Origin of the sequence: Kribbella sp. NBC_00359, assembly GCF_036097425.1 — a bacterium.
Lineage (GTDB): Bacteria > Actinomycetota > Actinomycetes > Propionibacteriales > Kribbellaceae > Kribbella.
In genome coordinates, this window is the sequence record NZ_CP107975.1 from 4,871,492 (window position 1) to 4,891,665 (window position 20,174).

Below are 20,174 nucleotides of genomic sequence, written 5' to 3' on the forward strand. Positions count from 1 at the left end.
GACGCTCATGGGGATTCAGATCGCGCCGAGCATCCTGTCCGCCGACTTCGCGCGGCTGGCCGATGAGGCGGCTGCCGTGCCGAACGCGGACTGGCTGCATGTCGACGTGATGGACAACCATTTCGTCCCGAACCTCACCCTCGGCCTGCCGGTGGTGGAGTCGCTGGCGAAGGCGACCGACACCCCGCTCGACTGTCACCTGATGATCGAGGACCCGGACCGCTGGGCGCCTGGGTACGTCGAGGCCGGCGCGTCCAGCGTCACCTTCCACATCGAAGCGTGCAAGGCGCCGATCCGCACCGCGCGCGAGATCCGCGCCAAGGGCGCCAGGGCCGCGATGGCGCTGAAGCCGGCCACGCCGATCGAGCCGTACGAGGATCTGCTGTCCGAGCTCGACATGATTCTGATCATGACCGTCGAGCCCGGCTTCGGCGGCCAGAAGTTCCTCGACGTCTGCGTGCCGAAGATCCGCCGGACCCGCGAACTCCTGAAGAAGCACGGTCTCGAGCTGTGGATCGAGATCGACGGCGGAGTCTCCGTCGACACCATCGAGCGGTGTGCTGAGGCAGGCGCCGACGTGTTCGTGGCCGGCTCGGCGGTCTACGCCGCCGACAACCCGAACGCGATGGTCGAGCAGCTACGCGGTCTCGCCGAGCAGGCTGCCGGCCGGTAGCGCGGACTCAGCCGGCGACTGCGCCGGCACCCGCAACAACAGCACCATTGAGATTCCCGCGAGTACGGCGGCCACCAACCAGACGTACCGCACTCCGAAGCTCTCGATCACCGCGCCCGAGACGGCGGCTCCGATCGCCGCTCCACCCATCGCCGCGCTGCCCATCCATCCGAACACCTCGGTCCGGACCGTGTCCGGGGTCAGCGCACCCAGGCGCTCGTACAGCGCACCGATCGCCGGAGCCAACGTGAGCCCCGACAGCGTCAGCGCAATCCCGAGCGACACCGGTGACCACGTCGCGAACACGCAGAGCAGCATCCCCGCCGTGACCAAGGCTGCCCGCCGCCAGAGATACGACGTACGCCGGCCAGGCAATGCGCCTGCCACCGCGCCGCCGACCAGACTCCCGAAGGCCCAGACGGCCTCGAAGATGCCCGCGATCAGCCGCTGACCGTGCTCGTCCGCGAACGCCACGATGCCGAGCGAGATGCCGTTGAACGCCATCACCCACAGGCCGAAGGACAGGATCAACGGCAACCGATACCGGTGCCAGAGCAACTGACGCGCGGTCAAGCGCACCTCGCCGTGATGATCCCGGTGCAGCGGCTTGGGTTGTCGGAGCGCGTACCACCAGATGAAGAGCGCCGACATCGACGCCGCGAGCAGGACACCCAGCCGCGGGCTGGCCACGCTGACGGCCGTTGCCCCGAGCATCGGCCCGACCATGAACAGCAACTCCTGAGCCGTCGCATCCACTGCGTACGCCGTCCGAAGCCCCGGCCCTTTGACGAGTCGCGGCCAGGCGGCGCGCAACGTCTGCATCACCGGCGGCACGAACCCACCGCTGATCAGGGCGGCCAGTGGCATCAGCCGATACCACCCGGGCGGCAGCAGAGCGATCCCGAGTTGGGCGACGCTCCAGGCGAGCCCGGTGAGCAGCAGGACGCCACGGGGGCCGCGTCGATCGGCCGCGCGAGACCACAATGGCCCGGCGATCGCCGTACCGATGGAGTACGCACCGGCGACCACGCCGGCCCAGCGGAACGACCCGCTCAGATCCTTCGCGAGGAACGCGATCGGAACCATCGTGGCGAGGATGGGCAGGCGCGCCAGCAGCGAGGACACCAGCAGCGCCATCACGCCGTGCGTCCGCCACAGCTCGCGATACCCGGACAACTCCATGGACGGCATTCTCACTCTGCCCACCGACAGTTTGCGATGGATTACCTCGCGGACGGAACCGGCCCACCTACGATGGGCCAATGACCGAGCACAAGCCGGTGGAAAGCTGGCTCACGGACATGGATGGCGTGCTGGTGCACGAGGAGCGTGCCATCCCCGGGGCCAGCGAGTTCATCGCGGCGCTGCAAGCGTCAGGGAAGAAGTTCCTGGTGCTCACCAACAACTCGATCTTCACTCCCCGTGACCTGCGGGCCCGGCTGCTGGTTGCGGGCATCGACATCCCCGAGACGGCGATCTGGACCAGTGCGCTGGCTACGGCCCAGTTCCTGGACGACCAGCGTCCGGGCGGTACGGCGTACGTGATCGGCGAGGCCGGGCTGACCACGGCGCTGCACGAGGTCGGCTACGTGCTGACCGAGCGGGACCCGGACTACGTCGTCCTGGGGGAGACCCGCACCTATTCGTTCGAGGCGATCACCAAGGCGATCCGGTTGATCTCCGACGGCGCGCGGTTCCTCGCGACCAACCCCGACCCGACCGGCCCGTCGCAGGAGGGTCCACTCCCCGCGACCGGGTCGGTGGCCGCGCTCATCACCCGGGCCACCGGCGTCGCGCCGTACTTCGTCGGCAAACCCAACCCGCTGATGATGCGCAGCGCGCTGAACCGGATCGAGGCGCATTCCGAGACGACCGTGATGATCGGTGACCGGATGGACACGGACATCATCAGCGGTCTCGAGGCCGGCCTCCGCAGCGTGCTGGTGCTCTCCGGCTCCACCGGCGAACACGAGGTGGACCGCTTCCCTTACCGTCCGACGCGGATCGTCGAGTCGATCGCCGACGTCGTACCACTCGTCGCAGCGATGGCCTAGCAGGTCAGCGTGCGGAAACCGTAGCCCTGCGCCTTGAGCGACTTCAGGATGGTGGGCAGCGCGGCCGCGGTCTGAGTGCGGTTCCCGCCGCCGTCGTGCATCAGGATCACCGACCCGTTGTGGACGTTCTTGAGCACGCGCTGCACGATCGCCGGTGCACCGGGCTTGGTCCAGTCACGGGAGTCGACGGTCCACACCACCAGGTCCTTGCCGAGCGCCTTTGCCCGTTGCGTCACGGTGGGGTTCATTCCGCCGTACGGCGGTCGCAGGCAGGCCGGCGTGCTCCCGGTCGCCGCCCGGATGGCCTGGTCCGTCGACGCGACCTCCTGCCGGAACGCCGCTGCGCCCAGCTTGCGGAGGTCGGCGTGGTTCCAGGTGTGGTTCTCCACGCTGTGCCCGGCGGCGTGGATGGTCTTGGTCAGCTCCGGGTGCTTCGCGACGTTCTTGCCTACCTCGAAGAAGGTGGCCTTGGCGTCGTACTTCGCCAGGATCGCCAGGATCTGCGGTGTGTACGTCGCATCAGGCCCATCGTCGAAGGTCAGCACCACGTACTTGGTCGGCAGCGCGACCTTGGCCGGCGTCGGGGCCGCCGCCGAGGGCGCGGGCGCGGGCTTGGATGCCGGTGGTTGACCGGGTGTGCGGGCGGCCGCGACAACGACAGAGCCGATCACCGCGCTGACCACCATCATCATGGCCAGCCCGATCATCCGGTTGCCGGCGCGCGTCAAGCGAACATCCATGCGTCCCCCAGGGCGGTGGGTGGCTCACTTCCTCACCCGTCCACCATGGGCACACCGCTGCCGAAAGCCAGCGCCCACGCCGCTTCCGCGTCAACAAACCACGAATACCGGACGCTCAGGTACAGGACATCGTGGTGAAGCCGTAGCCGCGCGCCTTCAGGGTTCTCAGGATCGTCGGCAGCGCGGCAACCGTCTGGCTGCGATTCCCGCCGCCGTCGTGCATCAGGATCACCGACCCGCTGTGCACCTTCGCCAGCGCCCGGCGCACGATCACCGACGTTCCCGGGCGCGACCAGTCGCGCGTGTCGATGGTCCACACGCGGATCTTCTTGCCGAGGGCGGCTGCCCGCCGGGAGACGAGTTTGTTTGTTCCGCCGTACGGTGGCCGCAGGCAACGTGGGGTGTAGCCCGTCTGGGCCCGGATGTAGCGGTCCGTCTTCTGGACCTGGGACCTGAAGGACGCCGCCGAGACGTGGCGGAGATCCGGGTGCGACCAGGTGTGGTTCTGCACGCTGTTGCCCTGCTGGTAGGCGCGCCGGGTCAGGCTCGGGTAGCGAGCGACATTCTGGCCGATCTCGAAGAAGGTTGCCCTCGCCCCGTATGCGTGAAGGATCTTCAGGATCTGTGCGGTGTACCGCGGACTCGGGCCGTCGTCGAAGGTGAGATAGACGTACTTGGCCGCGGCATCGGCCTGGGTGGCAGCGGTCGTGGTGGCTCGGGTGGTCGTGGCTCGGGTCGTGGTGACCCGGGGTTTGGCAGTCGCCGTGAGCCCAAGCGTCGTGACCAATCCGATGGCGACCGCGGTGATGATGAGTCGGCGTGGCCAGCTTGCCTGGGCCGGCGATCGACGAAACAGAGACATGGCTACCCCCCCGTGTGTAGCTGCACCCCGAACGGGGCCGTTCTCCATCGTGCGCCCCCGGCAGGCCTTTCGGCCAGGGCCTCAGAGCACCTGTGACAGGAACTGCCTCAGCCGCGGCGACTCCGCCGCGCTGAAGATCTGCTCCGGTACGCCGGACTCCACCACGACTCCGTGGTCCATGAATGCCACCTGGTCGGCGACCTCGCGGGCGAACCCCATCTCATGCGTGACGACGACCATCGTCATCCCCGCCTGGGCGAGGTCGGCCATCAACCCGAGCACGCCCTTGACCAGCTCTGGATCGAGCGCCGAGGTCGCCTCGTCGAAGAGCATTACCTCGGGTTTCATCGCCAGCGCCCGGGCAATCGCGACTCGTTGCTGCTGACCGCCGGACAGGTTCCCTGGGCGCGCCTCTGCCTTGTGGCTGAGTCCGACGAGCTCCAACTGCTCCAGGGCGTTGGCCCGCGCCTGCTCGGCGTCGAGCTTCTTGAGCTTGCGTAGGGGGAGGGTGATGTTCTCGAGCACGGACTTGTGCGGGAAGAGGTTGAAGTGCTGGAACACCATCCCGATCCGGCGCCTCAATTCGTCCGGATTGCCCTTCAGTACGGACTCACCGGCCAGCCTGATGTCGCCGGCTTGCGGTTCGAGTAGGCGGTTGATCACCCGGAGCAGCGTCGACTTCCCGGATCCCGATGGGCCGATCACACACGCCGTACGCCCGGTCGGTACGGCGAGATCCACGCCCCGCAGCACCTTGTTGCTGCCGAACGCCAACTCGACTCCGGCCACCTCGAGGCTGGCGGCAGTGTTGACCTCAACGGTGGTTGGCATGCGCCAGCTCCTCCAGTACGACGTCGTCCGCGCGGGACTCGTCGGTCGGACGGCCCTCCCGGAGGCGCTTGTCGAAGTAGTTCACGAGATGGGTCAGCGGCACCGTGATCACCAGGTAGAAGATGCCCGCGAGCAGCAAGGGAGACAGGTTGCCGTTGGTCGCGGCCGCGTCCTGGCCGATCCGGAACAGCTCGCGCTGACTGGCGAGCAGGCCGAGGAAGTAGACCAGGCTCGACTCCTTCACCAGTGCGATGAACTGATTCACCAGCGCGGGCAGGACCCGGCGTACGCCTTGCGGAATAACGACCAGCCGCATGCCGTCCGGGTAGCTGAACCCCAGTGCGCGGGCCGCCTCGAGCTGGCCCTTCTCCACGCTCTGGATGCCGGAGCGGAAGATCTCGCCGATGTACGCGGCGGCGATCAGGGACAGGGCGAGGATGCCGAGCGGGTACGGGTTCGGGCCCCACCAGTGCCTGGTGATCGGGGACAAGCCCTGGCCGATCAAGAGGATGGTGAGGATCGCGGGCAGGCCGCGGAAGATGTCGGTGTAGATCTTCGCAGGCCAGCGCAGCCGGCGCTTGGTGGACAGGGCGAGGACCGCCACGATCATGCCGAGCAAAGTGCCCAGCACGACCGAGGCGGCCGCCAGGATGAGGGTATTGACCAGTCCCACCGTGAGCATCTCGGGCAGGACGTCCTTCATCGACCCCCAGTCGAGGAAGGTGTCGTTCAGCGTGGACCAGATCTCCATCAGCCGGCTGCGGGGGTGGTGCTTGCCTTGGGCGCGGCGACGTTCCCGCTACCCGGCTTGAAGTTCGCCGGTACGGCGCGACCCGGGTAGTACTGCGCCACCAACTTGGTCCAGGTGCCGTCGGCGATCACCTCGTCGAGCGCCTTGTTCACCGCGTCGCGCAGCTTGTCGTTGCTCTTGGCCACGGCGAACGCCATCGGCGCGTCACTCAGCTCCTTGGCGGCCAGGATGACCGTGCCGCCGCCTTGCTCCTTGGCCATCTTCTCGCCGATCTCGGCCGGGCTCACCCAGGCATCGGCCGTACCGGCCTTGAGTTGGCCGAGCGCGGCGTTGTAGTTCGGCACGCGGACCGGGTTCAGGTTCTTGGTCGTGGCGTAGTCGTCCTGGACGGTGCCCTGGACCACGACCACGCGCTTGCCCTCGAGCTGGTCGAACGACGTGATCCCGGAGTCCTTGGTGGTGTTCAGGCCGAGGTAGCCGAAGTCGTACCCGTTGCTGAAGGCAACCGTCTTCTTGCGTGCCTCGGTGACCGTGATCGACGAGCTCCCCAGGTCGAACTGACCGCCGTTGACCTGCGAGAGCAGCGCGGAGAAGTCGGTCCCGACGAACTCGGGCTTCAGGTTCAGCTTCGCCGCCACCGCGGCGATCAGGTCGTTGTCGAACCCGGTGAACTTGCCGTCCTTCACGTACACGTTCGGCGGCGCGTCGGTCAGCGTCCCGATCCGCAACGTCCCGGCCTTCATCAGCCCGAGATCCGGACCACCACCCGCGGCCGAGTCCTCATTGCTGCCACAGGCAACCATCGAGACAGCCAACGTGACCGCGACCCCAACCGCAACAACCCGCCGAACAGCGCCCAACGCGCGCACAAGCCTCTCCTCACAACGTCAACAAACGCAGGGCAATCCACCCCGCCGACGCAACCCAACACCACCCCCACCCCGCCATTCCACCCCCGACACCCACTGAGACAACCCCGAATTGTCCACCCCGCTTGTGCTATATCAACGCTCAGTTCGACACAAAGCCCACCCGTCCTGGGCCCTTCAACCGTGCCCAACCCCACACAAGAGCCGCCGTCCCAGGCGTGCCCAACCCCGCCTGATCTCCTCCGCAAGCCGCCGTCCTAGGCGTGCCCAACCCGCCCGACCTCGCACGAAAGCCAATGTTCTAGGCGTCTGAAGCGTGCCTGACCCGCATGGAAGCCGTTGCCCTAGGCTCCTCAACCGTGGTTTGTGCACGCGGTGGGACCGTCGACGGCGGCTCCTCAGCCGTGGTGTTTCTCATAGTGGGCGAGGGCATCGGCTGTGCGTCCGGTCCCATAGGCCAGCAGCAACTCGGCCACGGCCGGCGAATGCTCCGCGGCCGCAGCGGCCGCCGCCTGGATCTCCTCGGCGGAAGCGACCGCCCGGAAGAGGTCTTGGATCTCGCGCACGACAGCCCGCGCGGGCTGTGACGTGTTCGCGGTCAGATCGTGCGGGACAGCCGGCGAGGGCTGACTCGTCGGTGCCGGCAATCCAGCGGGCGCCGCGAATGGTGTCGCCGAGTCCGTGACCTGTCCTGCCAGGTGGGCGGACGATCGCGGTAGATGTGTGGTCGTGGGGTCGTAGGCGCCGGTGGCGGCCCGGATCCGGTCCAGGTCGCCGGGAATGTCTTCGGGATCGATCTCACCGGCAACCGCCAGGTCGGCGAGCTGCGAGACCGCGCGAAGGCGCGACACCACCGCGGGGTTGCCGATCTTCACCCGCTGCGCGCTCATCAGCTGCGACAGCATCGGCGCGGACAGTCCGATCACCTGCGCGAGGCCGCTCTGGTTCAACCCGAGCGGCCCTGCCACCCGCCGTACGACCTCACCGAGCGGCTCGCCGTATAGGTCGATCTGCTGCTGGATGTTGTGTGCTGTCTGGTCCATCGGTGAGCTCCCCTCTCGCCGGCCGCCGTCCGTGGTCGACTGCAAACATCTTCGCAGTTGCGAAGGCAAATTTCCAGTCCTGGCGTTTGCAGTTGTGGATTTCGAGCGTGAGACAACCGGTTTGACATTTGCGATCGCAAACTGCCAAGGTTTGCGGCAGCGAATCTCACTGGAGGAAACGATGACGGCTCTGCAGGGACACCGCCGCCCCGCGGTGTGGGCGCTCCTCGCCATCACACTGACCGCCATACTGGCCGGTCTGACGACCGGGACTGCCCTGGCCGACCCCGATCCAGCCAGCGGCAAGCTCGTCCTGGTGCTCGACTCATCCGGCTCGATGAAGGAGCCGGCTGGCGACGGGCAGACGAAGATCGCCGCGGCTCGGACCGCGCTGACGCAGGTGGTGACCAAGCTGCCGCCGACCGCGGAGGTGGGCCTGCGGGTGTACGGCGCGACCGTGTTCAAGCGCACCCAGCCCGGCGCGTGCACCGACACCCAGTTGACGGTCCCGATCGGCACGAGCAACCGGCCGCAGCTGCAGGCCGCGATCACGAAGTACAAGCCGTACGGCGAGACTCCGATCGGCTACGCGCTTCAGCAGGCGGCCAAGGACCTCGGCCCGAGCGGTCAGCGCACCATCGTGCTGGTCTCCGACGGCGAGGCCACCTGCGCGCCGGATCCCTGTGTGGTGGCGCAGTCGATCGCGAAGCAGGGCATCGACCTGAAGATCGATGTGGTCGGGTTCCGCGTCGGCGGGAAGGCCCGGACCCAGCTGCAGTGCGTCGCTCGAGAAGGCCGGGGTGACTACTACGACGCCGACTCGACCATCGACCTCGAGGCCGGGCTGGATCGCCTGTCCACCCGCGCCTTCCGCCCGTTCCGGATCTCGGGTACGCCGGTCCAGGGTGCGCCGCAGCAGGAAGGCGCCCCGGTGCTTGCCCCGGGCCACTATTCCGACACGTTCGGGGTGGACGACACCTCGAAGCACTACCTGATCAAGCGGACCATGACCGGGTCGACGCTGCGGGCCGGGGTGAGCTTCCGGCGTCCGTCGGGTGGCAGCTTCGTCATCCAGGCCGAGGTGAAGCTCAACACGCTCACCGGTGAACAATGCGGCTGGAGCTACCCGAGAGCGTTCGACGGTGACCAGGGCCTCGCCACGGGCACGGCCGCAAGCTGGTCGAAGTACAAGAAGGAGAACGACGAGTGCGCTGAGTCCGACCAGTTGGTGCTCACCGTGAACCCGGGCAAGGACTTCCGAGAGATCAAGGGAGTGCCGTACGAACTGCGGATCGAGGAGGAGCCGCCGGTGGATTCGACCACCAGCCTCCCGGCGCCGGCCGCCGACCCGGTCTGGGTACCGATGGCTGGTTCGACTCCGCACGAGATCGTTCCCGGCTCCAGCTTCCCGGATGCACCGCTGCTCGAGCCCGGTAGCTACAAGACGACGTTGATGCCGGGGGAGCTCCAGCTCTACAAAGTCAAGGCCGACTGGGGTCAGCGGATCCAGGCACAGATCACCGTGCCGGAGATGGCCGGCGCCATGGCTGAGGCCATCGATGGGATCCGCTACGTAGACACCGCGCTGATCTCGCCCATCGGTGAGGACGTGTACGCCGTATTCGCCAAGAAGGTGCCAGGTGGTTCGTACACGAAGGCTGTGCTCACCAAGCGTGGCCTCGTGAAGGCAGTGACGACCAAGGAGATCCGCTACCTGAACCGGAACGGAGCCAACAACCAGGACACCGGCACCTCGACCCCGGGCGAGTACTACATCGCGGTCTCGCTGACCCGGAAGACCGACGACAAGGCCTTCGCGATCCCGCTGATCCTGACCGTCGGCCTGCAGGGCACCGCCGGCACCGGAAAGCCCGAGTACGTCGACGGCGCAACGCCGGTCTCCGGTGACTCGATCACCCCGTCGCCAACCGCGTCCCCCTCAGAGACCCCGAGCAACGGCTCTGGTGACGGCAACAACACCGAGGCCGGCGGCCCGGTCCAGGGCAGCGCCGACTCAGACGACGGCACTCCGGTCGGCCTGATCGCAGGCCTCGGCGGAGGCGGCCTACTCCTCCTACTGCTCGGCGCGTTCGCAGTACTCCGCCTCCGCAAGAAGCCGCCCACCGCCCAGCCAGCTGCACCCTGGCACCCCGCCCAACAGCCCCACCCGAACCAGCCCTCGCCCCAGTACCCGAACCAAACCCCACCGCAATACCCAAACCAGGGCAACCAGCAACCGCCGCACCACTAACGCCTGCAACGGGCCCGGATCACCCCCCAGTGATCCGGGCCCTGTCGTCTCCAAACCAGAACCACCACCCGCCCCACCCACCGTCGCGTCAGCCGCTGCCCCACCCACCGTCGCGCCAGCCGCTGCCCCACCCACCGTCGCGCCAGCGGCTGCCGCGCCAACGGCACCGGGCCACCGGCCCGCTGCACAAACCGCCGCTGCGCCGACCGGCCACCGCCGTCAATCGCCGGTGCGCCACCACCGCCCCACCCACCGCCGCCTCTTCCAGCTCCGCCCACCCACATCGCCGCACCGCCGAACGCCGCCGAGTACCGGGGCGAGGCCGGACTGCGGCCGCCCTGCTGACCGGCGACGGGAGCTCCAGCTACTCATCGCAGCGGGGCGGTGGGCTGGGGGTGGTGGGCGGGTGGGGCGGTAGGTTCTGGCTGGTGGAGGCGTTTGCGGGAAGGTATCGGCTGATCGACTTGATCGGGACCGGCGGGATGGGGTCGGTCTGGCGGGCGTGGGATCTGCGGCGGTCGGCGTACGTGGCTGCGAAGGTTCTTGGTCAGCATGATGCGGTGACGTTGCTGCGGTTCGTCCGGGAGCAGTCGTTGCGGATCGAGCACCTGCATCTTGTCGCGCCACACGGTTGGGCTGCTGACGACGACAAGGTCGTGTTCGCGATGGATTTGGTGCGTGGTGGGTCGGTCGCCACGTTGCTTGGTGATCACGGTCTACTGCCGCCGTCGTATGTCGCTGTCCTGCTCGATCAGCTCCTGCATGGGCTCTCCGCAGTTCACGCCGCGGGCGTCGTACACCGTGATGTGAAACCCGCCAACCTCCTGCTCGACGTGACGGGTACGGGGCGACCGCATCTCCGGCTGTCCGACTTCGGCGTCGCGGGCCTGCTCGACGAACCGCGGATGACCAGGCACAGCACAGTCCTCGGCACCCCGGGCTACCTCGCACCCGAACAGCTGGCCGGTGCCGACCCGGACCCACGCCAAGACCTGTACGCCGTCGGCGCCGTCGCAGCCGAACTCCTCACCGGCGAACGCCCCGGCACAGACGGCAAGCTTCCGCCAGTCGGCGGTCCGCTCGCCGACTTCATCCGCCGGAGTACGGCGACCGACCCGTCCGACCGCCCCGACTCCGCGACAACCGCCGGCCGCCTACTCGCCACCACCGGCGTACTCCCACCGGCCGGCACCACACCCTGGACCGCCGACCCCGACTCACCCGAAGTCTTCGACCAACTCCCACCCCTCCCACCCGCGTGGACCCCCACAGGCCCGGCCCCACACCCGCCGCCCTCCCACCTCGCAACCCCACGGTCCACCCCACCCGCCCCCGAAGCCGCCCACCCGATCCCCGCCGCGCGCACAACGTCCGTCTCCGTCGCGCAGGCGTCACCTGTCCCGGGCGTACAGGCACCACCCAGCTTTGGCGGGGAGTCGGCAGCGGCTCCCGGCGGGCTGGCGGCACTCGCGTCCGGGGTGCAGGCAACACCCACCCCCGGCGAGCGGGCGGCACGTGGGTCTGGCGGGGATGTGGTGATGCGCGGGCGGGCGGCATCCGGGACCGGCGGGGATGCGGAGACCGGCGGTCGGGCGGCTCTTGGGGCTGGCGGGGTTGTGCGGTCGGGTGCGTGGGTGCTTCGGTGGACCGCTGGGGTGAGTTTTGTTGGGGCGGCTGGGTTGCTTGGGGCTGCCGCTTGGCTGCTGTTGCGGTGAGTGTGGAATTCCGGTTGCGGTCCGTGGGTGGGGTGGAAGACTGCGGGTGATGGATTCGACGACGGTCGGCGCGCGGGTGGCGGGTGGTGATCGGGTTCGGGTTCGGCGGCTGGTTGCGGCGCTCGCGGTGACGACGACGGTTGGGTACGGCGTACTCACGTATGCGTTCAGCGTGTTGCTCGGGCCGATGAGTCATGAGCTGGGGATCTCCACCACGACCGCGGTCGGTGCGTCGACGACCGCCGTACTGGTGAGTGGTCTGATGTCGATCCCGGTCGGGCGGTGGCTCGATGTGCGGGGTGGGCGTGGGCTGATGACGTCGGGTTCGGTGCTGGGGTCGGTCGCCGTGCTGGGCTGGTCGCAGGTGCAGAACAGTGTCCAGTTGTACGGCGTCTTCGTGGCGATCGGGATCGCGTCGGCGATGGTGCTGTACCCGCCGGCGTTCGCGGTGGTGGTTGCGGCCGCCGCTCCGGTGTCGCGGACGAACGCCATTCTCAGCATCACGTTGGTCGGTGGCCTGGCCAGTTCGATCTTCCTGCCGTTGACCGGTCGACTTGTCCACGGGTACGGCTGGCGCACCACCCTCGTCGTCCTGGCCGGTGTGCTCGCCGTGACCACGATCCCGCTGCACGTGGTCGCCGTACGACGGATCAAACTCCGGGCCACTGTGCGGACGGAGTCGGCCGAGGGGAGAGGGTCACCTGCCAGAGTGCTGCGTGATCCGGGGTTTTGGCTGCTTGCGGGGGCGTTTGTCGTGCACAGTGCTGCGCTTGCTGTGATCTCGGTGCACCTGGTGTTGTACCTCGTGAGTCTCGGGCATCCGCCGGCGCGAGCGGCTGCGCTGGCCGGGCTGCTCGGGTTGTTGTCGGTGACCGGGCGGTTGGTGACGAGTTTGTCGGCTCGGTGGTTGCCGATGGCGACGATTACGGCGGGGATTCTGTTCGTGCAGGGGGTGGCGATCTCGCTGTTGCCGGTGGTGGGGCGGCAGGTGGCGGGGGCGGTTGGGTGTCTGGTGCTGTTCGGGCTCGGGTTCGGGGTGTCGTCGATCGCGACGCCGGCGATCCTGCTGGACCGGTACGGCGCCACCGGGTTCGGCACCATCTCCGGGCTGCTCACGACGCCGACCACCATTGCGAAGGCGCTCGGGCCGCTCGGTGGCGCGGGGCTGGCGAACGTGTTCGGGTACCGCCCGCTGATCCTGACGGTCGCCGGCGGGTGCGCCGTCGCGGCGGTCGCGCTCGCGCTCACCCGGCGGCTCACACCCCAGCGGGAGACCAGGCTGTGAGCCGGTCGCTCGCGCTCACCCGCGGCTCAGACGGCGGCGGGGGCCGAGGATGTGAGCCGTCGCTCTCGTGCTCACCCGCAGCCCACGCCCCCGGCGGGAGACCAGGATGTGAGCCGTCGCTCTCGTGCTCACCCGCAGCTCACACACCGGCGGGAGACCAGGATGTGATCTAGGTCGTAGTGGGAGTTGCGGGGGAGGGCATACTTGAAGCACGAGTGGAACCCACTCGCGTGCTCCGGGGTCGGTGTAATTCCGAGCCGGCGGTGACAGTCCGCGACCCGGCCGCTGCGGTATGGCGGTCGGTTGACCTGGTGGAATTCCAGGACCGACGGTGAAAGTCCGGATGGGAGGCGCACGCGATCGGCGGGTGCGCTCTGGCGTCCGGTGACGCGGCCTGTGATGGGCGGCGGAACCCGAGTCCGAAAATGGACCCCCGGACGGCAGTGCGTGAGCGCCGGTTGTCACGGCCCCGGAGTGCGTCCGTGACGACGAGGGGCCGTGGTGAGCAAGACTTCGCCGATGGACGTCGCCTGGATGCGGCGTGCGATCGAGTTGGCCGCTAAAGGTGTCGGCAGTACCCACCCGAACCCGGTGGTGGGCTGCGTGATCACCGGCCCGGACGGGCATCCGGTCGGTGAGGGGTTCCATGCCGTTGCCGGTGGCCCCCATGCCGAGGTCGAGGCGCTGCGGATGGCGGGACCACGAGCCCGCGGCGGTACGGCGTACGTGACCTTGGAGCCCTGTAATCACACCGGCCGGACCGGGCCGTGTGCCGATGCGCTGATCGAGGCCGGGATCACCCGCGTGGTGTACGCCGTACCCGACCCGAACAACGAGGCGTCCGGCGGCGCCGAGAAGCTGAGCCGCAAGAACATCCAGGTCGAGCAAGGCGTGCTGGAGGCCGAGGCCGAGGCAGTCAACCATGTCTGGCTGCACAGCGTGCGGATGGGGCGGCCGTTCGTCACCTGGAAGTTCGCCACCACGCTCGACGGGCGCAGTGCGGCGCCGGACCGGACCAGCCGGTGGATCACCGGCCCGATCGCGCGCGCCGACGTGCACCGGCACCGGGCCGAGTGCGACGCCATCGTCGTCGGCACCCAGACCGTGCTGGACGACGACCCCGAACTCACGGTCCGCGACGAGAACGACGTACCGGCCGCTCGGCAGCCGCTCCGCGTCGTGGTCGGCGACCGCGAGATCCCGCCGACCGCGAAGGTCCGCAACGATCGCGCGGAGACCCTGCTCCTGCCCACCCACGATCCCTCCGAGGTGCTTCGGCAGCTGGACGACCGGCAGATCCGGCACCTCTGGCTCGAAGGCGGCCCGACGCTGGCCGCCGCGTTCCTGCGCGCCCAGCTCGTCGACCAGATCGTCGCGTACATCGCCCCGGCGGTGCTGGGCTCCGGGTACGCCGCGATCGGGGACCTGGGCGCGGAATCGATCGACCACCTGCGGCGGTTCAAGTTAGCGGACGTCACCCGCCTCGGCGACGACGTCCGGCTGATCCTGACGCCGCTCGAACCGCAAAGGACACCCTGAATGTTCACCGGAATCGTCGAGGAGCTCGGCACCGTCGAAGCCCTCGACCTGCTCGAAGGTGACGCCGCCCGGCTCACCATCCGCGGCCCGTTGGTGACCGAGGACGCCGGCCACGGCGACTCGATCGCGGTCAACGGCTGCTGCCTGACCGTCGTCGAGACCGGCGACGGCACGTTCACCGCCGACGTGATGCGCGAGACGCTGCAGCGCACCAGCCTCGGCCAGGCCGCCAAGGGTTCGCGCGTCAACCTGGAGCGGGCCGTCGCCGCGCACGCCCGGCTCGGCGGCCACATCGTCCAGGGTCACGTCGACGGCGTCGGCACGATCGCGAGCCGGACGCCGTCCGAGCACTGGGAAGACGTCCGGATCGCCGCGCCCGCGAACATCCTCAAGTACGTCGCCGAGAAGGGCTCGATCGCGATCGACGGGGTCTCGCTGACCGTCACCGACGTGGACGACGCGACCGGGACGTTCGGGGTCAGCCTGATCCCCACCACGCTCGAACTCACCGTGCTGGGCGCCAACCAGGTCGGTGACACCGTCAACCTCGAGGTCGACGTGATCGCCAAGTACGTCGAACGACTGCTCAACGGAGGCGCCAAGTGAACCCGATCGACTGGCTACTGCATTCGCAGGTGGTGATCGCCGGTTCGGCAGTCCTGGTCCGGGAGATCGTCGGCAACGGCTTCGGTCTCGCCAGCGCTCTGTTCGGCATGCGCCGTCGGGTCGCGGCCTGGCCGATCGGCATCGTCGGCAACGTCTTGCTGTTCACCGTCTTCGTCGGCGGGGTCTTCGACACCCCGCAGGACAAGGACCTCTGGGGGCAGGCCGGCCGCCAGGTGTTCTTCGCGATCATCAGCGTCTACGGCTGGTATCGCTGGTACCAGACCCGGCATCACGGCGCGACCACGGGTGTGCAGCCGCGCTGGGGGACGACGCGGGAACGGCTCGAGCTGCTCGGCATCGCGGTGGTCCTCTACGCGATCGCGTACGTCGTCCTCCGCGAACTGGGCTCGTGGGGTCCGCAGTGGGATGCGTGGATCCTGACCGGCTCGATCCTGGCGACGTACGGGATGGCTCGCGGGTTCGTGGAGTTCTGGCTGATCTGGATCGCAGTGGACGTGGTGGGCGTACCGCTGCTGGTACAGGCGAAGTTCTACCCGTCGGCGGCGATGTACGTCGTCTACGGACTGTTCTGCGTGCTCGGTTTCGCGTCCTGGTGGAAGATCCAGAACCGCGAACGCGTCGGCACGCCCGAACCAGTGGTGGTGGGATGACATGGGTAACGTGCTGAAGCTCGACACGATCGAGCATGCGATCGACGAGGTCCGGGCCGGACGGCCGGTGATCGTGGTCGACGACGAGGACCGCGAGAACGAGGGCGACCTGATCTTCGCCGCGTCCAAGGCGACCCCGGAGCTGCTGGCATTCCTGATCCGGTACAGCTCCGGCGTGGTCTGCGTGCCGATGGAGGGCGCCGAGCTCGACCGGCTCGGCATCCCGCTGATGACGCCGCACAACCGGGAGCGGATGCGTACGGCGTACACGATCTCGGTCGACGCCCGTGACAGCATCAGCACCGGGATCTCGGCGGCCGACCGGGCCCGGACGATCCGGGTGCTGACCGACTCGGCCTCGGAGCCGTACGACCTGGTCCAGCCGGGCCACGTGTTCCCGCTGCGCGGGCGCGAGGGCGGCGTACTGGTCCGGCCCGGGCACACCGAGGCGTCGATCGACCTGGCCCGGATGGCCGGGCTGACACCGGCCGCGGTCATCTCCGAGCTGGTGAACGACGACGGCACGATGAAGCGCGGTCCGCAGCTGCGGACGTTCGCCGACGAACACGGGCTGGTGCTGGTGTCGATCGACGATCTGATCCGGTACCGCCGCCGTACGGAATCACAGATCCAGCGCGTCGCGACGACCACGCTGCCGACGCAGTACGGCGATTTCGTTGCCCACGGCTACCGGAACACGGTGGACGGGTCGGAGCAGCTGGCGCTGGTTCGCGGCGAGATCGGCGACGGGCCGACGCTGGCGCGGTTGCACTCGGAGTGCTTGACCGGTGATGTGTTCGGCTCGCTGCGGTGTGACTGTGGTCCGCAGCTCGATGAGGCGATGCGGCAGGTTGCGGCTGAGGGCGGTGTTGTCGTGTATCTGCGCGGGCATGAGGGGCGTGGGATCGGGCTGTTGCACAAGCTACAGGCTTATGAGCTGCAGGACGCGGGCCGGGACACGGTTGACGCGAACCTGGATCTCGGGTTGCCGGCGGATGCGCGCGACTACGGCACCGGCGCGCAGATCCTCGCGGATCTGGGCGTGAAAGAGGTGCGGTTGCTGACCAACAACCCGGACAAGCTCGCCGGGGTCCAGGGGTACGGCATCGACGTGGTCGAGCGTCGCAGCATCTCGATCGACCCGACCGAACACAACCTGCGCTACCTGCGGACGAAGCGCGACCGGATGGGTCATCATCTGCCCGGCGGCGTACTCACGGAAGAGAACGGAGCCGGCTGATGTCGGGCAGTGGAGCACCAACCATCGAGGTCCCGCGCGCGGACGGGGCCCGGGTCGCGATCGTCGCGGCCCGGTGGCACCCCAAGGTCACCGACTCTCTGGTCGCGGGTGCGATCCGCGCGCTCGACGACTCCGGCGTCACCGACTACACGGTGATCCGGGTGCCGGGGTCCTTCGAGCTCCCGGTCGCGTCGCTGCACGCGGCCAAGAACGGGTACGACGCTGTGGTGGCGCTGGGCGTGGTGATCCGCGGTGACACCCCGCACTTCGAGTACGTCTGCCAGGCGGCGACCGAGGGCCTCATGCAGGTCGGCGTGAGCACAGGCATCCCGATCGGCTTCGGCGTACTCACCTGCGACAACGACCCCCAGGCCCTCGACCGAGCAGGCCTCCCCGACAGCCGCGAAGACAAGGGCTACGAAGCAACACAAGCAGCCCTCTCCACGCTGCTGGCAATCCGCGAGCTCTAACCACTTCTTCCCCACGCGTGCTACGCGGCCACTCCTGCGTAGCGGTCGCGGCGAAGGAGTGACTGCGTAGCACGCGTGGGAAGGTCACCCCTACTTGATCCGGGTGTGTTGCATTTTCCAGTTGGGGAGCCAGGTTTTGCCGCCGTCGGTGGAGAAGGATTGCTCCCAGGCGGCCTTGTCGACGCCTGGGGTCCAGAGGAAGCGGACGTCGATCGGCTGACCGTCCCAGACGTCCGGACCCTCGAAGGTCCCGATGCCGTCCTCGGCGAAGGAGCCGATGACGGGGGTTTCCAGTTGGCCGCGGAGGCTGTTGATCCAGTGGATGGCCCAGGTCTTCGACGCGGGGTTGTAGATGCGGAGGGTCGCGCCGCGGAAGCCCTCGGTCGGGAACCAGCCCTCGTCGAAGCTGATCGCTCCGTCGAAGTACGTCGTGACTTCCATCTCGGACTGCATGTCGTACCACTCGGCCGGCTCGCCCAGTACAGGCTTGCGGCGGCTGTTGTGCATGTCCCAGCGACCGACGAGGAAGTCGAAATCACCGGTCACCTTGGGGATGTCGAGAGCAGGTGGGGGCGTGGCCCGGCGGGTGAAGTCCATGATCCAGTTGGTTTCCCAGGTCTCGCCGCCGTCGTTGGAGTAGGCCTGCTCCCAGTGCGCGGTCTCCGCGGTGATGTCCGACCACTCGTAGCTGCACAGGATCGGCTTCCCGTCGAGCTCGTCCTCACCGACCAGCCGGCAGGTCGAGCCGTCCTCCGACCAGCCGCCGCGCACCGGGGGATACAGCTGCATCGTGGTGCTGTTGATCCACCAGATGCTCCACTCCTTGGCGACCGGGTCGAACAACCGCACCGACAGGCCGTACGACCCTTTGGTCGGGAAGCGCATCTCGTCGATGCTGATCGCTCCGTCGAAGTACGTGTGTGCCGTCGTCGTCCCGTCGTACTCCAGCCACTCGTCGCTGCCGGCGAAGGCTTGCTTCAAGGTTCGGTGCCGGACGTCGAAGTACCCGTTGAGGAAGTCGAAGTCGCCGGTCACCTTGGTCCATGTCGTCATGCAACACAGCTTCGCTGCCATACCTGACAGGTCATGGCAGTGTTTGCGGCTAACCTCGGAGCATGCGTTCGAGTCGGTTGCTGTCGATCCTGCTGTTGCTGCAGACGCGGCGGCAGTTGACCGCGCGTGAGCTCGCTGACGAACTCGAGGTGTCGCTGCGGACCATCTACCGCGACGTCGAGGCGCTCGCGGCGGCCGGCGTTCCGGTGTACGCCGATCAGGGGCGGGCCGGCGGCTATCGGCTGGTCGAGGGGTACCGGACCAGGCTGACCGGACTCACCGAGCAGGAGGCGGCCGCGCTGTTCCTGGTCGGCCTTCCGGGCGCCGCCGCGGCGTTCGGGTTGACCGCGGAGACGAGCGGCGCCGAGCTGAAGCTGCTGGCCGCGCTGGCGCCGGACCAGCGGGATCGCGCCGGTCGGCTGAAGAACCGCTTCCACCTCGACCTGCCCGCCTGGTACCAGGACGCCGAGAACTCACCGCATCTCGCCGCCGTCGCCGACGCCGTACTGCACGACCGCCGGATCAAGGTGCTCTATCGCCGGTGGGAGAAGCCGCGCAAGGTCGAGCGCGTGCTGGAGCCATACGGGCTGGTGCTCAAGAACGGCAGTTGGTACGTCGTTGCCGCAACCGCCAGCGGGATGCGCACGTACCGGGTCTCCAACATCCTCGAGCTGACGCCGACCGAGGAGGAGTTCGAGCGGGCCGAGGATTTCGACCTATCGCGGTACTGGCAGGAGCATCTCGATCAGTTCGACCAGGTCCGCTTCACCGCGTACGCCGTACTGCGGGTGTCGGCGTGGTTGGTCGGGCGCATGCATGACGTCTCGTTCCCGCAGTTGGTGAAGGCGGTCGCGGCGGCTGAGCCGGCCGAGGACGGGAGTGTGACGGTCACACTGCCGATCGAGTCGGTGCCGAACGCGGCGGCTGCGTTCTGCCGGTTCGGTGATGCCGTGGAGGTGCTGGAGCCGCCGGAGCTGCGGACCGAGCTGGCGAGGCTCGGCCGCACGCTGTCCGACCTCTACTCCTGAGCTAACTGGTCGTTGGCCCGCTCGCCCGCCTCGCTGCTGCGGCGGAGGAAGCCGGCGATCAGGTCGAGCTCGGCCTCGCTGTAGCCGGCCAGGACGTCGTCCATCGCGCCGATCATCGGCTGGTAGAGCCGGAACACCTCCATCCCGCGGTCCGGCAGGACGCGGATGGTGACGCTGCGGCGGTCCGCCCGGGCGCGGTCGCGGGCGATCCAGCCGGCCCGTTCGAGCCGGTCGAGGATGCCGGTCAGCGTGGCCGGGTGCAGCCCCGCCTGGCGGGCCAGGGCGCTCGGCGTCAGCGGGCCGCTGCGCGCCAGTACGTCGAGGCAGTCGAGGTCGACGTCCTTCAGCGCCAGCTTGCCGCCGACCTGGTGGTTCAGCAGGGCGAGCTGGATCCGCAGGTCGCGGAGCGCGGCCTTGATCTCGTTCCCGGCGCGGCGACGGTGGCGCGCGTCACTATCTTGTGTCTGTTCCATATCTTATGAGTTCCGTACTA

The 20,174-nt window shown here is 68.4% G+C and carries 20 protein-coding genes and 1 riboswitch; of the genes, 11 read left to right on the forward strand and 9 right to left on the reverse strand.

Annotated features, from left to right (window positions below; genetic code table 11):
- The first annotated feature begins 7 nt into the window (after positions 1 to 7).
- A complete protein-coding gene (gene rpe / locus OG876_RS23975; protein ID WP_328518861.1) occupies positions 8 to 673 on the forward strand; it encodes a ribulose-phosphate 3-epimerase in 666 nt (221 codons plus the stop codon).
- Here the strand turns inward: rpe and OG876_RS23980 are convergent.
- Positions 638 to 1,855, reverse strand: a complete 1,218-nt coding sequence (locus OG876_RS23980; protein WP_328518862.1) for an MFS transporter — start codon at positions 1,853 to 1,855, stop codon at positions 638 to 640. The two genes, rpe and OG876_RS23980, sit on opposite strands and share 36 nt — an antisense overlap.
- Positions 1,856 to 1,935: 80 nt before the next feature.
- Between OG876_RS23980 and OG876_RS23985 the strand changes: the two genes are divergently transcribed.
- Entirely contained in the window at positions 1,936 to 2,727 is a 792-nt protein-coding gene (locus OG876_RS23985) for an HAD-IIA family hydrolase (protein WP_328518863.1), read from the forward strand.
- On the opposite strand, the gene OG876_RS23990 is transcribed toward OG876_RS23985, so the two are convergent.
- The 6 genes from OG876_RS23990 to OG876_RS24015 form a co-directional block, all read right to left on the reverse strand.
- Positions 2,724 to 3,467, reverse strand: coding sequence for a polysaccharide deacetylase family protein (locus OG876_RS23990; RefSeq protein ID WP_328518864.1), 744 nt, complete (start codon positions 3,465 to 3,467; stop codon positions 2,724 to 2,726). The two genes, OG876_RS23985 and OG876_RS23990, sit on opposite strands and share 4 nt — an antisense overlap.
- A 115-nt stretch (positions 3,468 to 3,582) precedes the next feature.
- On the reverse strand, positions 3,583 to 4,329 hold the full coding sequence (locus tag OG876_RS23995; RefSeq protein WP_328518865.1) for a polysaccharide deacetylase family protein: 747 nt from the start codon (positions 4,327 to 4,329) through the stop codon (positions 3,583 to 3,585).
- Between the two features lie 81 nt (positions 4,330 to 4,410).
- Positions 4,411 to 5,160, reverse strand: coding sequence for an amino acid ABC transporter ATP-binding protein (locus tag OG876_RS24000; RefSeq protein WP_328518866.1), 750 nt, complete (start codon positions 5,158 to 5,160; stop codon positions 4,411 to 4,413).
- Positions 5,144 to 5,911 (reverse strand): amino acid ABC transporter permease, encoded by a 768-nt coding sequence (locus OG876_RS24005; RefSeq protein WP_328518867.1) that lies wholly within the window; start codon positions 5,909 to 5,911, stop codon positions 5,144 to 5,146. Before OG876_RS24005 ends, OG876_RS24000 begins: the two co-directional genes overlap by 17 nt.
- Positions 5,911 to 6,780 (reverse strand): substrate-binding periplasmic protein, encoded by an 870-nt coding sequence (locus OG876_RS24010; RefSeq protein WP_328518868.1) that lies wholly within the window; start codon positions 6,778 to 6,780, stop codon positions 5,911 to 5,913. Before OG876_RS24010 ends, OG876_RS24005 begins: the two co-directional genes overlap by 1 nt.
- 398 nt (positions 6,781 to 7,178) lie before the next feature.
- Positions 7,179 to 7,823: a DNA-binding protein gene (locus OG876_RS24015; RefSeq protein WP_328518869.1), complete on the reverse strand. Its 645-nt coding sequence runs from the start codon at positions 7,821 to 7,823 to the stop codon at positions 7,179 to 7,181.
- 181 nt (positions 7,824 to 8,004) lie between these two features.
- On the opposite strand from OG876_RS24015, the gene OG876_RS24020 reads away from it, so the two are divergent.
- From OG876_RS24020 to ribH, 8 genes are all read left to right on the forward strand, one after another.
- A complete protein-coding gene (locus OG876_RS24020) occupies positions 8,005 to 10,074 on the forward strand; it encodes a vWA domain-containing protein (RefSeq protein WP_328518870.1) in 2,070 nt (689 codons plus the stop codon).
- 428 nt (positions 10,075 to 10,502) lie between these two features.
- Complete coding sequence (locus OG876_RS24025; protein WP_328518871.1) at positions 10,503 to 11,789, forward strand: serine/threonine-protein kinase; 1,287 nt, start codon at positions 10,503 to 10,505, stop codon at positions 11,787 to 11,789.
- 49 nt (positions 11,790 to 11,838) lie between these two features.
- Positions 11,839 to 13,074 (forward strand): MFS transporter, encoded by a 1,236-nt coding sequence (locus tag OG876_RS24030; protein ID WP_328518872.1) that lies wholly within the window; start codon positions 11,839 to 11,841, stop codon positions 13,072 to 13,074.
- A 226-nt stretch (positions 13,075 to 13,300) separates the two neighbouring features.
- Positions 13,301 to 13,434, forward strand: a riboswitch (FMN riboswitch).
- A 159-nt stretch (positions 13,435 to 13,593) separates the two neighbouring features.
- Positions 13,594 to 14,613 (forward strand): bifunctional diaminohydroxyphosphoribosylaminopyrimidine deaminase/5-amino-6-(5-phosphoribosylamino)uracil reductase RibD, encoded by a 1,020-nt coding sequence (ribD, locus tag OG876_RS24035; RefSeq protein ID WP_328526949.1) that lies wholly within the window; start codon positions 13,594 to 13,596, stop codon positions 14,611 to 14,613.
- Positions 14,614 to 15,219: a riboflavin synthase gene (locus OG876_RS24040; RefSeq protein ID WP_328518873.1), complete on the forward strand. Its 606-nt coding sequence runs from the start codon at positions 14,614 to 14,616 to the stop codon at positions 15,217 to 15,219.
- Positions 15,216 to 15,890: a nicotinamide riboside transporter PnuC gene (pnuC, locus tag OG876_RS24045; RefSeq protein ID WP_328518874.1), complete on the forward strand. Its 675-nt coding sequence runs from the start codon at positions 15,216 to 15,218 to the stop codon at positions 15,888 to 15,890. The genes OG876_RS24040 and pnuC overlap by 4 nt, the downstream gene beginning before the upstream one ends.
- 1 nt (position 15,891) lies before the next feature.
- Positions 15,892 to 17,130: a bifunctional 3,4-dihydroxy-2-butanone-4-phosphate synthase/GTP cyclohydrolase II gene (locus OG876_RS24050; protein WP_328518875.1), complete on the forward strand. Its 1,239-nt coding sequence runs from the start codon at positions 15,892 to 15,894 to the stop codon at positions 17,128 to 17,130.
- Entirely contained in the window at positions 17,130 to 17,600 is a 471-nt protein-coding gene (ribH, locus tag OG876_RS24055; RefSeq protein WP_328518876.1) for a 6,7-dimethyl-8-ribityllumazine synthase, read from the forward strand. The genes OG876_RS24050 and ribH overlap by 1 nt, the downstream gene beginning before the upstream one ends.
- Positions 17,601 to 17,690: 90 nt before the next feature.
- Here ribH and OG876_RS24060 read toward each other — a convergent pair whose 3' ends face one another.
- Positions 17,691 to 18,653 (reverse strand): hypothetical protein, encoded by a 963-nt coding sequence (locus OG876_RS24060; RefSeq protein WP_328518877.1) that lies wholly within the window; start codon positions 18,651 to 18,653, stop codon positions 17,691 to 17,693.
- A 62-nt stretch (positions 18,654 to 18,715) separates the two neighbouring features.
- On the opposite strand from OG876_RS24060, the gene OG876_RS24065 reads away from it, so the two are divergent.
- The gene (locus OG876_RS24065) at positions 18,716 to 19,681 is read left to right on the forward strand and encodes a helix-turn-helix transcriptional regulator (RefSeq protein ID WP_328518878.1); all 966 of its coding nucleotides are present in this window, start codon (positions 18,716 to 18,718) and stop codon (positions 19,679 to 19,681) included.
- Here OG876_RS24065 and OG876_RS24070 read toward each other — a convergent pair.
- Positions 19,672 to 20,154: a MarR family transcriptional regulator gene (locus tag OG876_RS24070; protein ID WP_328518879.1), complete on the reverse strand. Its 483-nt coding sequence runs from the start codon at positions 20,152 to 20,154 to the stop codon at positions 19,672 to 19,674. The genes OG876_RS24065 and OG876_RS24070 overlap by 10 nt on opposite strands.
- Positions 20,155 to 20,174: the final 20 nt, after the last annotated feature.

Bases quoted from the DNA above. Each gene is read 5' to 3' on its own strand.
- rpe (WP_328518861.1), top strand. From the start codon at position 8: ATGGGGATTCAGATCGCGCCGAGCATCCTGTCCGCCGACTTCGCGCGG.
- OG876_RS23980 (WP_328518862.1), bottom strand. From the start codon at position 1,855: ATGGAGTTGTCCGGGTATCGCGAGCTGTGGCGGACGCACGGCGTGATG.
- OG876_RS23985 (WP_328518863.1), top strand. From the start codon at position 1,936: ATGACCGAGCACAAGCCGGTGGAAAGCTGGCTCACGGACATGGATGGC.
- OG876_RS23990 (WP_328518864.1), bottom strand. From the start codon at position 3,467: ATGGATGTTCGCTTGACGCGCGCCGGCAACCGGATGATCGGGCTGGCC.
- OG876_RS23995 (WP_328518865.1), bottom strand. From the start codon at position 4,329: ATGTCTCTGTTTCGTCGATCGCCGGCCCAGGCAAGCTGGCCACGCCGA.
- OG876_RS24000 (WP_328518866.1), bottom strand. From the start codon at position 5,160: ATGCCAACCACCGTTGAGGTCAACACTGCCGCCAGCCTCGAGGTGGCC.
- OG876_RS24005 (WP_328518867.1), bottom strand. From the start codon at position 5,911: ATGGAGATCTGGTCCACGCTGAACGACACCTTCCTCGACTGGGGGTCG.
- OG876_RS24015 (WP_328518869.1), bottom strand. From the start codon at position 7,823: ATGGACCAGACAGCACACAACATCCAGCAGCAGATCGACCTATACGGC.
- OG876_RS24020 (WP_328518870.1), top strand. From the start codon at position 8,005: ATGACGGCTCTGCAGGGACACCGCCGCCCCGCGGTGTGGGCGCTCCTC.
- OG876_RS24030 (WP_328518872.1), top strand. From the start codon at position 11,839: ATGGATTCGACGACGGTCGGCGCGCGGGTGGCGGGTGGTGATCGGGTT.
- ribD (WP_328526949.1), top strand. From the start codon at position 13,594: ATGGACGTCGCCTGGATGCGGCGTGCGATCGAGTTGGCCGCTAAAGGT.
- OG876_RS24040 (WP_328518873.1), top strand. From the start codon at position 14,614: ATGTTCACCGGAATCGTCGAGGAGCTCGGCACCGTCGAAGCCCTCGAC.
- OG876_RS24050 (WP_328518875.1), top strand. From the start codon at position 15,892: ATGGGTAACGTGCTGAAGCTCGACACGATCGAGCATGCGATCGACGAG.
- ribH (WP_328518876.1), top strand. From the start codon at position 17,130: ATGTCGGGCAGTGGAGCACCAACCATCGAGGTCCCGCGCGCGGACGGG.
- OG876_RS24060 (WP_328518877.1), bottom strand. From the start codon at position 18,653: ATGACGACATGGACCAAGGTGACCGGCGACTTCGACTTCCTCAACGGG.
- OG876_RS24065 (WP_328518878.1), top strand. From the start codon at position 18,716: ATGCGTTCGAGTCGGTTGCTGTCGATCCTGCTGTTGCTGCAGACGCGG.
- OG876_RS24070 (WP_328518879.1), bottom strand. From the start codon at position 20,154: ATGGAACAGACACAAGATAGTGACGCGCGCCACCGTCGCCGCGCCGGG.